Origin of the sequence: Actinomyces viscosus, assembly GCF_900637975.1 — a bacterium.
Lineage (GTDB): Bacteria > Actinomycetota > Actinomycetes > Actinomycetales > Actinomycetaceae > Actinomyces > Actinomyces viscosus.
In genome coordinates, this window is record NZ_LR134477.1 from 2,536,553 (window position 1) to 2,549,695 (window position 13,143).

The 13,143-nt window shown below is 70.6% G+C and carries 9 protein-coding genes and 1 tRNA gene; 7 read left to right on the forward strand and 3 right to left on the reverse strand.

Going from position 1 to position 13,143, the window contains the following annotated elements; translation table 11 throughout:
* The first annotated feature begins 190 nt into the window (after positions 1-190).
* The 5 genes from EL340_RS10870 to EL340_RS10890 all read left to right on the forward strand — a co-directional run bounded on the left by EL340_RS10870 (position 191) and on the right by EL340_RS10890 (position 7,433).
* Complete coding sequence (locus EL340_RS10870) at positions 191-958, forward strand: response regulator transcription factor (protein WP_126414580.1); 768 nt, start codon at positions 191-193, stop codon at positions 956-958.
* Positions 959-1,403: 445 nt separating this feature from the next.
* Entirely contained in the window at positions 1,404-1,685 is a 282-nt protein-coding gene (locus EL340_RS10875) for a metal-sensitive transcriptional regulator (RefSeq protein WP_009405316.1), read from the forward strand.
* 97 nt (positions 1,686-1,782) lie between these two features.
* Positions 1,783-2,052 (forward strand): heavy-metal-associated domain-containing protein, encoded by a 270-nt coding sequence (locus EL340_RS10880; RefSeq protein WP_126414581.1) that lies wholly within the window; start codon positions 1,783-1,785, stop codon positions 2,050-2,052.
* A 455-nt stretch (positions 2,053-2,507) separates the two neighbouring features.
* A complete protein-coding gene (locus EL340_RS10885) occupies positions 2,508-4,526 on the forward strand; it encodes a family 49 glycosyl hydrolase (protein ID WP_126414582.1) in 2,019 nt (672 codons plus the stop codon).
* Between the two features lie 129 nt (positions 4,527-4,655).
* Positions 4,656-7,433, forward strand: coding sequence for a heavy metal translocating P-type ATPase (locus tag EL340_RS10890; RefSeq protein ID WP_126414583.1), 2,778 nt, complete (start codon positions 4,656-4,658; stop codon positions 7,431-7,433).
* A gap of 169 nt (positions 7,434-7,602) precedes the next feature.
* On the opposite strand, the gene EL340_RS10895 is transcribed toward EL340_RS10890, so the two are convergent.
* Positions 7,603-8,607: an alpha/beta hydrolase gene (locus tag EL340_RS10895; RefSeq protein WP_232023028.1), complete on the reverse strand. Its 1,005-nt coding sequence runs from the start codon at positions 8,605-8,607 to the stop codon at positions 7,603-7,605.
* Positions 8,608-9,174: 567 nt separating this feature from the next.
* On the opposite strand from EL340_RS10895, the gene EL340_RS10900 reads away from it, so the two are divergent.
* Positions 9,175-10,635 carry a MalY/PatB family protein gene (locus EL340_RS10900; RefSeq protein WP_126414584.1) on the forward strand — a complete coding sequence of 487 codons (1,461 nt, stop codon included), beginning with the start codon at positions 9,175-9,177 and terminating at the stop codon, positions 10,633-10,635.
* A 127-nt stretch (positions 10,636-10,762) separates the two neighbouring features.
* On the forward strand, positions 10,763-11,983 hold the full coding sequence (locus tag EL340_RS10905; RefSeq protein ID WP_126414585.1) for a PLP-dependent transferase: 1,221 nt from the start codon (positions 10,763-10,765) through the stop codon (positions 11,981-11,983).
* Between the two features lie 57 nt (positions 11,984-12,040).
* Here EL340_RS10905 and EL340_RS10910 read toward each other — a convergent pair whose 3' ends face one another.
* Together EL340_RS10910 and EL340_RS10915 are read right to left on the reverse strand one after the other, a co-directional pair.
* Entirely contained in the window at positions 12,041-12,862 is an 822-nt protein-coding gene (locus EL340_RS10910; protein ID WP_126414586.1) for a shikimate 5-dehydrogenase, read from the reverse strand.
* Between the two features lie 138 nt (positions 12,863-13,000).
* Positions 13,001-13,076: transfer RNA gene (locus EL340_RS10915), tRNA-Arg, on the reverse strand.
* Between the last annotated feature and the right edge of the window lie 67 nt (positions 13,077-13,143).

Here is a 13,143-nt window from a genome sequence, read left to right on the forward strand (position 1 = left end):
CGAGGCCTTCACATCGCCCTTTGATCTACTGCCTATTCAGCTGTTTGGATAGTTCTACCTGTCCTTTCGTCGGGGCGCGTCTCGGAGACGTTTACACGGTGAACGGCTTTCTTCAGGTAGTTTGTTCACTGTTCCCAGCAGACCGCGACCCCCACCACCGCGGCCTGCACAGATCTGCCCAAGGAGACACATGTCTTCCCAGATTTCTCCCGATCGTGTCGGCCTCGCTCTGGTCGACGACGACGCGATGGCCCTGGCCCATCTGGAGTCCTATTTCTCAGACGTCGAGGACCTCGTTGTCCTCACAGCAACCCGCTCACCCCGCGCGGTTCTGCGGTTTCTTCAGTCGCATCAGGTCGATGTCCTCATCACCGATGTCCACATGGAGAACATGGACGGCGCGGAGATGACCAGGGAGGTGCTTCGCGTCTCGCCGTCGACCCGGGTCATCCTGCTGACGACCGTCGACACCGACGAGGACCTCCTCCAGGGGCTGGGGGCGGGTGCCAGCGGCTTCCTGCTCAAGAGCGCCCCGGCCGAGGAGATCATCGCGGCGGTGCGCACGGTCCACTCCGGGGCGAAGGTCGTGGCCCCAACGCCGACGACGCGTCTCATCGACTACGCCCTGGCCTCCGTTCGCGGCGCGGACGGGAGCGTGCACCTCTCGGAGCGGGAGCGCGACGTGCTCCACCTCCTGTGCGAGGGCGCCTCGAACCGCAAGATCTCCTCGCTGCTGGCCATTGCCGAGGCGACGGTCAAGTCGCACATCACCGGCCTGTTCCACAAGACGGGCACGACGTCGCGCCTGGAGATCGTGGTGTGGGCGTTCAAGCACGGGTACGCCTCCAACAGCCCCTTCACGATCCCGGCATCCAGCGCGCCCAGCGCCCCGAGCAATCCGAGCCCGAGCTCAAGCCCCAGTCCCTCGGAGGCCCGAGGAACGGGACTCGATCGCTGAGGTCCGGCCGGGGCGGAGCACCGTACCGCCCCGCCCCGTAGGGGGAGGCGGGAGGTCCGGGCGGCACGGTCGGCTGCGGGCCGCCGTAGCGCGAGAGCCCGCTCGGCGCCCATTCGATCGCGTCCATCCGCGAGGTACGGGGTCGCACCGTGATGCGAGGGGAACGGTCTTCGGGACCCAGCTCCACGTTCTCGGTTCTCGCCCGCGTTCCTGCTGACGAGGCTACTCCACGGGGCCGGGGTTCTACTGGCCAGGGGTTGGGCGCACTGCACGGGAGTCCGACCCACGTGGAGTACCCCCACACCTTGCCCAGTAGGACCCGGACCTCGTGCAGAGCGGTCCGTGCCGTGCCAGCGAGAGACCGCTATACCCCTAGGGGGTACTTGACCCACCTACCCCCTAGGGGTATGTTCGACGTCGAACGAGAAAGAGAGACGGGGGAGAGATGGCCGGATACACCGGGACCAAGGAGGACTACCTCAAGCGCCTGCGCCGCATCGAGGGGCAGGTGCGGGGCATCTCCCGCATGGTCGAGGAGGACACCTACTGCATCGATGTCCTCACGCAGATCTCCGCCGCCACCAAGGCTCTTCAGGCCGTCAGCCTCGGCCTGCTGGAGGATCACATGAGCCACTGCGTCCTGCACGCCGCCCAGGCCGGCGACGAGGAGGGCATGGTCAAGATCCGCGAGGCCTCCGACGCCATCGCCCGGCTCGTCCGGTCCTGACCGCCCCGGTTCGGCCACCCGGCCGGGCCGCCTCCTTCCCGTTCTTCCCGTTCCGTTCCATCCGCTTTCCTCGCACGCCTCCCAAGGAGTTATAGAGATGACCGAGTTCACCGCCGACGGCGTCGACCGCACCACCACCCTCAAGGTCTCCGGACTCACCTGCGGCCACTGCGTCGCCCACGTCACCGAGGAGCTCGAGGCCCTCGACGGCGTCAAGAACGTCTCCGTCCTGCTCAACAAGGGCGGGCAGTCCACCGTCACCGTGCTCTCCGACGTCCGCCTCGAGGACGCGGCCCTGGCCGAGGCCATTGACGAGGCCGGGGACTACACGCTCGACGCCATCGAGCGCGACGTCCGCGAGGGCTGAGCCGAGTCGCTCAGCGATCGTCAGGGGTCGTCAGCGATCGTCAGGGGTCGGGAGGCCTCGGAGGCGTCTCAGCCAACGGACATCCCGGATTCTCAACAGGCGGTCACCCGGTGGCATCGTCCCGAACGACCGGCCAGCCGGACCATTTCACCTTCTGTTGAATCCCATGCCCGATCAGACCCTCATCGGCTGACCGGAACTAAGCGGAGGCGGTGTCGCCGACGCCGTCCCGGACGACCCGTCCGTGACCTGGAAGACGTTCATCCACTGGTATCGCGCCGTTCTCAGGCGAGAGCGCTGGCTAACCTGTTCGGCCTGAGCGCCGGGATCCTCCGGCTTTCAGCGGTACCGGAGACCGGTGGGCCGCCGGGGCGACGTCGTCGGTCGGGGGACTCGGTGGCGCCCAACGGGATCGGTATCGGATTACGTCCCTGAAGATCGCACTGGAGAAGATCATGCCGATATCCCATCCCCAACGGCTGCTCGCAGCGGCGGCGCTCGTCGTCGCCCCGGTCATCCCGGCCCTGACAACGGCGCAGGCCGCGCCCAGCTCCTCCGCGAGCCCCGCTGCCGACCCGCCCGCCACGGTCATCCAGGCGCCGGCGGCCCATCTGCCCGCCGGCGAGCACGACGGCATCCATACCTGGACCCACGACAAGGCCAGCACGGCGACGGAAGGCGCCGTGGCCCGCGACGAGGTGCGCCAGTCCCCGTTCTACTCGGTGCGCGTGGCCCCGGCCACCGCGCCCGACCAGACGCAGGACTCCTTCACCTACCTGAGCGTCCCGCGCAACGGTCAGGACAAGAGCGGATACACGGCCGAGGACGGCGCCGACTACGCCGCGCAGACGAAGGCGGCCATGTCCTGGTCGACCTTCGAGTACGACAAGGAGGTCCTCGTCTACGTGACGCTCCTGAACGGGGCGGCGGTCAAGGACCCGAGTGAGATCACGGTGCGCCCCACCTCCACGGCGGCCACGAACGTCAAGGTCGAGGCCATCGAGGATAACGGCCGCACCGCGAGGATCCGGGTCCCCTACTCCGCGGACGGCTACCGCCTCTCGGTGGAGTTCCCCTCCCAGACGGTGAGCACGTACACCGACAAGGACGGCCTGCTCGGCGAGGAGTCGACCTCAAGGACGTTCCTGGAGTCCGAGCCGCGCAACGCGATGCTCCTGTTCGTCCAGCCCCCGGCGCCCAAGGGCACGGTTCCCGACGCCGGCGCCTCCGATGTCCTGAGCGTGACGCCGGGAGACATCAGCGGCCTCAACACGACTGCCGGTGCGGACACCTCGAAGAGCACCCTCTACTTCGGCCCGGGCGTCTACTCCATGGGAGAGGCGAGCCTGCCCGAGCTTCCCAGCAACATCAGTCGGATCTATCTGGCGCCGGGTGCCTTCGTCAAAGGCGGTTTCCACTTCGCCGACAACGGGGCCGCCGAGTACCAGGTGACGGGTTACGGCGTCCTGTCCGGCGAGGAGTACGTCTACGAGGCGGACACGCTGGGCGGCTTCACCTCCTTCCAGAACCAGAACCACCCCGAGTACCGGGACGCGGAGAAGAAGGTCAAGGCCGACTGCCACGCGGACTGCGCCAAGCCGTTGCGCCTGAGCTCGGCATCCGGAAAGGCTCAGCACCTCACCCTGCAGGGGATCACCATCAAGGAGCCTCCGTTCCACTCCTTCGTGGTCTACGGGGACGAGAGCACCTTCGCCATGGACGTGAGCAACTACCAGCAGGTGGGCGCCTGGTACTGGCAGACCGACGGCCTGGAGGTGTACTCCAACCCCGGTGCGGGCCGGTCCACCCTGAAGAACTCCTTCTTCCACGCCAACGACGACGTCTTCAAGCTCTACCACTCCGCGGTGGACCTCAGTAACAACGTCGTGTGGAAGGGGCAGAACGGCCCGGTGTTCCAGTGGGGGTGGACTCCGAGGGACGTCAACGACGTCACCGTGACCGGCACGGAGATCATTCACAGCCGGATGTTCTCCCGCGACGTCGCCCACAACTCCTGCGTCTTCAACTCGGCCCGGAGCTGGCAGGACACCGGCGCGACGAATACCGCTGATCCGTCTCGGACGGTCAGCAACCTGACCTTCACGAATACCCATGTCGAGGGCAGCGTCAACTGCGCGATCCGCGTATACGCGCTGTCCAACACGGAGAACATCACCATCGACGGGCTCACGATTGACGGCTGGAACGGGCAGAGCATCGACCGCACGCAGAGCCAGCTCCAACCACTGACCGACAAGGAGGGCCGGCAGGTCCGCTTCGGCAGCACCGACGGCACCGTCAAGGGCCTGAGCCTGCGCGGTTACAAGGTGGGGCGGGGAGGCGGCGCCACCGGCGTCAAGCCAACCGGCTACACCACCGTCACCACTGACAACAACGAGTGGCAGTCGGACAGGCCCGGCCGTCTCAACTTCGACGCCGACCTCTGGGGTCGCTGGACAGCGACCGACCGGTAAGCGGCCAGTGAGCGGGTCAGTGAACCACCACTGACCCGCCACCGACCCGCCACTGACGCCCGCATCCCGCGGTTCCCGGCAAGGCGCCGTCGGGCAGCAGCAGATAAGAACACTCACACGGAGACTCACATGAGTACAGCGACCAGCCAGGAGCAGGACGAGCAGCTGCGCACCGTCAACCTCTCCATCGGGGGCATGACCTGCGCCAGCTGCGTGGCCCGGGTGGAGAAGAAGCTGGGCAAGCTCGACGGCGTGACCGCCTCGGTCAACCTCGCCACCGAGTCGGCCCGCGTCACCGCCCCGAGCACGGTGAGCGTCGACGACCTCCTCGCCGCTGTCGCCCGCGCCGGGTACTCCGGCGCCCTGCTGGGCTCCGACTCACCGATCGAGCCGGTGAAGGAGGAGCCGGTCGCACCGGCGTCGTCAGCGGCGGCCGAGCCCGCCCGGCCCACCGGATCCGACGGCGTCGGAGGCGAGGACGGGAACGCCGGCGGCCGCACGACGGTGTCGGCTGCACCGCCGTCGGCGCCCGCCGGCAACCCGGCCGACGCCGCCACGCCCTCCTCCACGACCCCGGCCGGGACTGCTCCGGCCCCTGTGACGGCAGCTGAGACGGCGCCTCCCCGGCCCGCCCTGGGCGCCTCGCACGTGGAGCGGGCCGCGGACCTGCGCCGGCGGCTCATCTTCAGCCTCATCCTGTCGGTGCCGATCATGGCGATCTCCATGGTGCCGGCGCTCCAGCTGCCCGGCTGGCAGTGGACGGTGGCGGTCATGGCGCTGCCGGTGGCGACCTGGGGGGCGTGGCCCTTCCACAAGGCGGCCTTCCAGGCGCTGCGCCACGGCGCCTTCACCATGGACACGCTGGTCTCCCTGGGGGTCATCGCGGCGACCGGCTGGAGCCTGTGGGCGCTCACCCTGGGCGGCGCCGGGCACATCGGCATGCGGATGAGCATGGAGCTGCTGCCGCGCTCGCAGGGGCACGCCGCCCACATGTACTTCGAGTCGGCCGCGTGGGTGACCACCTTCCTCCTGGCGGGCCGCTACGCGGAGGCGCGCGCCAAGTACCGCTCCGGGGACGCCCTGCGCGCCCTGCTCGAGCTGGGCGCCAAGGAGGTGACCCGGGTGGTTCTCACCTCGCCGTCGGGCAGCCGCGACGCCGTCGACGTCCTGGACGAGGACGGCTCGCCGCGGGCTGACGCGGTCCGCACCGAGGAGCGCATCGGCATCGACGACCTGGCGGCCGGCGACCTGTTCCTCGTGCGGCCGGGCGAGAAGGTGGCCACCGACGGCGTCGTCATTGAGGGCCGCTCGGCCGTGGATGCCTCGCTGCTCACCGGCGAGTCCGTGCCCACCGAGGTCGAGGCCGGTCAGGCCGTCACCGGGGCGACCGTCAACACCTCCGGCGTGCTGCTCGTGCGGGCCACGGCCGTGGGCGAGGGGACGACGCTGGCCCGCATCGGGCAGATGGTGACGGCCGCGCAGGCCGGCAAGGCCCCCATCCAGCGCCTGGCGGACCGGGTCTCGGGGGTGTTCGTGCCGATCGTCCTGGCGCTGTCGGCCGCGACGCTGGCGGGCTGGCTGCTCACCGGCAACAGCCCGCAGGCGGCCTTCACCGCGGCGGTGGCGGTGCTCGTCATCGCCTGCCCCTGCGCGCTGGGGCTGGCCACGCCGACGGCGCTGCTCGTCGGCTCGGGCCGGGCCGCCCAGCTGGGCGTGGTCATCAAGGGCCCCGAGGTGCTGGAGTCGACGCGGGCGCTGGACACGATGGTCATGGACAAGACCGGCACGGTGACCCAGGGGCGCATGAGCCTGGACGTCGAGGCCTGCCGCGAGGTCCCCGGGGCTCACGGCCCGTCCCCGGAGCGGCTGGAGCAGGGCTCCCCGGCGTCGGCGGCGACCTCGGAGGCGGCCACGGGCCTGTCCCCGCTCGGGGACGAGGCGCTGCGCCTGGCGGGCGCCGTCGAGTCGGCCTCGGAGCACCCGGTGGCCGCGGCGATCACGACGGCCGCCCGCGAGCGCCTGGGCGCCCTGCCGGCGCCTGCCGGCTTCTCCAACCACGAGGGCCGGGGCGTGTCGGGAACCGTGGAGGGCCGCCGGGTGGCCGTGGGACGGCCGGGCTGGCTGGCCGATGAGATGGGCGTGGAGGTTCCTGAAACTCTCAGCGCCGCCGTGGAGGAGGCCCAGGACTCCGGGGCGACCGCCGTCGTCGTGGCGGTCGAGGCGGCCGACAGCGCAGCGGCCAGCGTCGCCGATGCCGCCGGTGCCGCCGGCGAGGGCGCTGACCGTCCCGGCTCCCCCGATGGTTCCGGCGCGGGCGCGAGCGCCGCATCGTTGCGGGCGGCGGCGGTCCTCGTCGTGCGTGACACGGTGCGTCCCTCCTCGCGGGCGGCGGTGGCGGCGCTGCGCGAGCTGGGGATCCGTCCGGTGCTGCTGACCGGTGACAACGTCCGGGCCGCCGAGCACGTGGCGGCTCAGGTGGGGATCGACGCCGCCGACGTGCGGGCCGAGGTGCTGCCCGCCGACAAGCGCGACGTCGTCGCCGCGCTCCAGGACGAGGGCGCGGTGGTCGGCATGGTGGGCGACGGCGTCAATGACGCCGCCGCCCTGGCCCAGGCGGGGACCCAGGGGCTGGGCCTCGCGATGGGCTCGGGTGCGGACGTGGCCATCGAGGCCGCCGACATCACCCTGGTGCGCACGGACCTGGACGCCGCGGTGGCGGCGGTGCGGGTGTCGCGGGCGACGCTGCGGATCATCCGTCAGAACCTGTTCTGGGCCTTCGCCTACAACGTGGCCGCGATCCCGCTGGCGGCCGCCGGGCTGCTCAACCCGATGATCGCCGGGGCCGCCATGGCCGCCTCCAGCGTCATCGTCGTCACCAACTCCCTGCGCCTGCGCCGAGCCGGCTGACCAGGGCCGGGCTGGTAAAGCGGAGCAGCCAAGAACCTATCGGCTCCTGGCCAAGCCCCTCGGCGTCGAGAACCACTGATGTCGCGGTTCTCGACGCCGAGACCTTGAACCAGCACCGGCGACTGCGTGCCGTGGCCCCCGAAAGGCCCACAGAACCACGGGAAGGCGCTCAGCCCGCCTTGGTCAGGTGAGCGATGACGCCGTCGACGTCCTGCTGGAGCCGATCACGGCGCACGATGTGACCACCCGAGTCCTCGAAACGCTCGTGAGGAATACCGGCCGCCTCCAGCGCCCCGCCGAAGGTCCTCTGGGTCGGCAGGACAACGACCTCATTCGGGTCGAGGGTTTCCGTTCCGCAGACGAGGAAGATGCGCTTGCCCTGGTAGCTCTCGATGTGCTCCATGGGGTTGTCGGCACTCACGCGGGCCTCGTCCCACGGGGCTCCGTATACCATGCCGCCCCCGAGCTCGACCGCGGCGGAGCTCGCGTTCGCCCAGTGAGTGACCACGGAGCCTTCCTTCCCACGCAGGTCCGCGGGTCCCGAGTGGCAGGAGACGGAGGCGAAGTGGCCGTAGTACTTGGCCGTGTACTTCAGGGCCCCGAAGCCTCCCATGGAGAAGCCGGAGACGGCGCGCCCGGAGAACTCCGCGATGGTGCTGAAGGTGGAGTCCACCCAGGGGATCAGCTCATCGATGTGGAAGGTCTCCCAGTTGCGCGGCCCCACATTGGAGCTCACCAGGTTGGAGTACCAGCTGGCGAGCCCTCCGTCGGGCATGACGACAATGAGCTCGCGGCCCACGGTCACGTCCCGGATGCCCAGCTTGTCGAAGATCCTGAAGTCATTGTCACCACCTCCTCCATGGAGCAGGTAGAGCACCGGGTAGCGGCGTGAGGCCGTGTAGCCATCGGGCAGCAGCACGTTGACGGCTGGGTTCCAGCCGATGGACGGTGTGGAGAACCGGTAGTACTGCATGCGACCGCCGTCTCCGTGCTCGACGACGTTCAGTCCTGCGGCTTGGGCGGGGGCGGCGCCGGCCAGGGACACGCCGGAGCCCACGGCGGCGAGAGCGGCGGCCCCGCCCACTCCCTTGAGCATGCTGCGTCGATTGATCGCTCGACGGGCCAGAGGGCGGGACATATCCGGGCTCATCGCGTGGTCAGGTTTCTGAGTCATGGGATGTACAGCTCCTTGCTGCGTCGGTGGTGGCGAAGGAGGGGAACCCCTCCCCCGGACCGCCTCCACTGAGTGATGGCTGCGGCAGTGTCCGTGAACCTGCCAAGACGGCACGACCACCGCCCACACTATCGTTATTAACCAGTAGAAAATATGGGGAGAACTCCCGATCGAGACTGCTCCCAACCCGGACGAGATCACGACGCGGCTCAGCGAGGTGGCGCCAGCCGCGGTGCTCCCGCTATGCTCACTGCCATGATGACTCCTCTGCCCCAGGCCCGCACGATGATGGTGCGCACCCTTGGCGAGGGTCGAATGTGCATGCGCTGACAGCGCCAGCCGTCGCTGTCTGACATGTAACGGCGAGAGTCCGAGCCGCATCATGCCGGCTCGTCGCACTCCGCGAGGCCCCGGCCCCGTGTTCATCCCTGAAGCACCCAGCCACCTCGGCCGGCCCAGCGCGCCGGCCGCCCCGGAGCGCCGTGCCGACTCAGCACGTCGGCCTTCTGTCCTGCTGTACCGACGCCTCACGTCGCCACGCCCCGGGGACCCGAGAGGACCCCAGCCATGCACGCCCACCTCACCCCCGTCAGCAGCACCAGCGCCTCCGGCCGAACAGCCGCGCCCACCGACTCCACGGACGCCCCCTGTCCCGCCCGCCCGAGGCTCGCGCCGACGCCGACCCGGACACCCGCCGTCGGCAGCTCCTCCGCCACACCGGCCATCTCCTCCCCCGCTGCCGCCTTCACCTCGGCGGGGCGCTCCGCCTTCTCCACCGCGCCCGCCGTCGACGCCTCCGCCTTCGACGCCGTCCCCGACCGCCGCGGCACGGCCAGCCTCAAGTGGGACTTCGCCGCCGAGCGCGGCCGCCCCGAGGATGTTCTGCCCCTGTGGGTGGCGGACATGGACCACGCCACCGCCCCGGCCGTCACCAGCGCCCTGCTGTGGCGCACCCGCCACGGCATCTTCGGCTACTCCGAGCCCGACGACGCCTACAACGCGGCCCTGACCGGCTGGTTCTCCCGCCGCTACGGCTGGCGGGTGGAGGCCGGCTGGAACACCGTGACTCCCGGCGTCGTCCCGGCCCTGGCCCTGGCCGTGCGCGCCCTGACCGCGCCGGGCGAGGCGGTCCTCATCGAGGAGCCCGTCTACTATCCCTTCCGCGAGGTGGTCGAGGCAGGCGGTCGCACCGTGGCCGCCGTCCCGCTGGTCCGTGACGCCGATGGCGTCTACCGCCGCGACCTGGCCGCCCTGGAGGCCACAATCGAGGCGACCGGCTCGCGCCTGCTGCTCCTGTGCAACCCGCACAACCCGGTCGGCCGGGTGTGGAGCCGGGACGAGCTCGCCGCCCTGGACGAGGTGGCGGCCCGCCACGGCGTTGTCGTCGTGGCCGATGAGATCCACGCCGACCTGGCCCTGCCGGGCTTCGCGACGACGCCCTTCGCCTCCCTGAGTGACGAGACCGCGGCCCGCACGATCACCTGCACCTCGCCGTCAAAGTCCTTCAACCTGGCGGGCCTGCAGGTCGCCAACATCCTCATCGCCGATGAGCGCCTGCGCGGGGCCTTCCGTCGCGAGCTCGCCGCCACCGGCTACTCCCAGCCCAATGTCCTGGGCCTGACGGCCTGCCGGGCAGCCTACGAGGGCGGCGAGGCCTGGTTGGACGTGCTGCGCGAGCACATCGCCGCCGCCCGGGCCCACGTCGAGGCGCGCCTGGAGCGGATCGCGGGGATCGAGGCGACGCCCTGCGAGGGTACCTACCTGCTGTGGCTGGACTGCTCGGGCTTCCTCAAGGCCGCCGGGCTCGAATCGGGCGAGCTCGACGACGTCATGCTGCACGAGGCCGGGCTCTGGCTCGATGACGGCCGGATCTTCGGCGCCGGCGGCGAGGGATTCACCCGCATCAACGTCGCCTGCCCCCGCGCCACGCTCGACGCCGCCCTGGACCGGCTCGAGGCCGCCGTCACCGCCGTGACCGCCCGCGCCGCCGAGGCCTCCCGCCGCGGCCGCGTCGCCCTGTCCGCCTGAGAACTCCCGCCGGCCGGCCGGACCACCCGGCCCGCCGGGTCCAGCCAGCGGTCAGTGCCCGCGCCCGAACCGGTCGTCAGCCATCATTCCTTCCTGCCACTCCCCCGCCTCCGAGGAGACACCGCCCATGACCAGCCCGTCCGCCAGCCAGTCCGAGCCCCGCTCCACCGATCGTCCCGCCTGTCCCGAGCCGCCGGCCGCCCGCACCTTCCCCGTCCACCACCATCCGACGTCGTCGGACCCGGCCCCGCAGGTCCACCTTGAGACGCTGCTGGTGCGCTCGGGCACGGGGACGGACCCGGCCACGGGCGCGATCACGACGCCGATCCACCTGTCAACGGCCTACGGCCACCCGGGTCTGGGCGAGTCGACGGGCTACGACTACACGCGCACGGCCAGCCCCACCCGAGACGTCCTCCAGGACGCCCTGGCCCGCCTGGAGGGCGGGTCGGCAGCCTTCGCCCTGTCCTCGGGGATGGCGGCCCTGGAGCTGGTGACCCGCACGCTGGCGCCGCACGGCAGTCGGATCGTGGCGCTGCGCGACCTGTACGGCGGCACCTTCCGCTTCCTGGAGGTCCTGGCCGAGGAGGGGGCGGCCGACGTCGACTTCGTCCTGGGGATCGCGGGCCTGCGCGAGGCCCTGGCCACCCCGGCGGACCTGGTGGTCATCGAGACGCCGACGAACCCGATGATGGAGGAGATCTCGATCCCTCAGGCGGCCGAGCTCGCCCGCGCCGCCGGGGCCCGGCTGGTGGTGGACAACACCTTCTACACCCCGGTGGTGCAGCGGCCCCTGGAGCTGGGGGCCGACGTCGTCGTCCACTCCGGCACGAAGTACCTGGGCGGCCACAACGACGTCATGGCGGGTGTGGCGGTGGTGGCCGACGAGGTCCTGGCCGAGCAGCTGAACTACCGCCTCAACACGACCGGGGCGACGCTGGGCCCCTTCGACTGCTTCCTGCTGCTGCGCGGGCTCAAGACCCTGGCGCTGCGCATGGAGCGCCACGAGGCCAACGCCGCGGCGATCGCCGAGTTCCTGCGCTCCAGCCCGTACGTGACGCGGGTGCTCTACCCGGGGCGCTCGGGCATGGTGAGCTTCGACCTGGCCGAGTCGGTGGACGTGGCGCGCTTCCTGGAATCGGTGCGGGTGTTCACCTTCGCCGAGTCCCTGGGCGGGGTGGAGTCGCTGGTGACCTGCCCGTCGGTGCAGACGCACGCGGACGTGCCCGTGGAGGTGCGCGCCTCCTACGGGCTGACCGACCGGCTCATGCGCCTGAGCGTGGGCATCGAGCACGTCGACGACCTCATCGCGGACCTGACCCGGGCCTTCGAGGCCGCCAGCGCCTGAGCCCGGGCCGCGCCGGCCCGCCGGGGGTGTTCTTCTCAGCGGGCCGGCGCGTACCGCTCAGGCCCGTGAGACGCGGGAGGCCTCGGCGACCTGCTCGGGCGTGGGGCGCACGCCGGTGTAGAGGGCGAACTGCTCGGCGGCCTGCAGTGCGATGACCTCGGCCCCGGTGATGACCTTCTTGTCGGCGGCTCGCGCGGTGCGCACGAGCGGCGTCTCGGCGGGGAAGGCGACGACGTCGAACACGGTGCCGGTGGCCGCGATGAGGTCCTCGCTCGCGGGCAGCTCGTTCTCGGCGGGGCCGCCGGCCATGCCCACGGGGGTGGCGTTGAGCAGGAGCCCGACGCCGTCGCCCGCCAGGTCCTCCGGCGAGGCCGCCCAGGTCCAGCCGTACTGCTCGGCCAGTGCCGGGCCGGTGGTGGTGTTGCGGGCGACGACGGTACCGGGACCGAAACCGGCGTCGGTCAGTGCGGCCACGCAGGCCTTGGCCATGCCGCCGGCGCCGAGGACCGCGCAGGAGGAGCGGGGCACCTCGTGGGTGTCGAGCAGGGAGCGGATGGCGATGAAGTCGGTGTTGTAGGCGGTCAGGTGGCCGTCGGTGTTGACGATCGTGTTGACCGAGGCGATGGCCGAGGCCGAGGGCGTCATCTCATCGACCAGGGCGATGACGTCCTCCTTCCAGGGCATGGACACTGAGCAGCCGCGGATGCCCAGGCCGCGCACGCCGGCGATGGCCGCGGTGATGTCCGTGGTGGTGAAGGCCTTGTAGACAAAGTCCAGGTCGAGGAGCTCGTAGAGGTAGTTGTGGAATCGGGTGCCGATATTGGTGGGCCGCGCCGACAGGGAGATGCACAGCCGGGTGTCCTTCGTGATGTCTCGCACGCCGGCATTGTGTCACGTGCGCGGACCTCGCCGTGACCGGGCGATCATTTTTCCGCCGATTTACTGGGCAGCTCTCACGAAGGACCCGCAGAATTGGAAAACACCCCGGCTCCGACTGTTCAGCCGAGGGCGGGGTGTTGGTGCGCCCGAAGGGATTCGAACCCCCAACCTTCTGATCCGTAGTCAGATGCTCTATCCGTTGAGCTACAGGCGCTTGTCGTTGCCGACGGGTAGAACACTACTCAGCGTCCACCCAGGGGACAAATCCGCGCCCCGTGAGG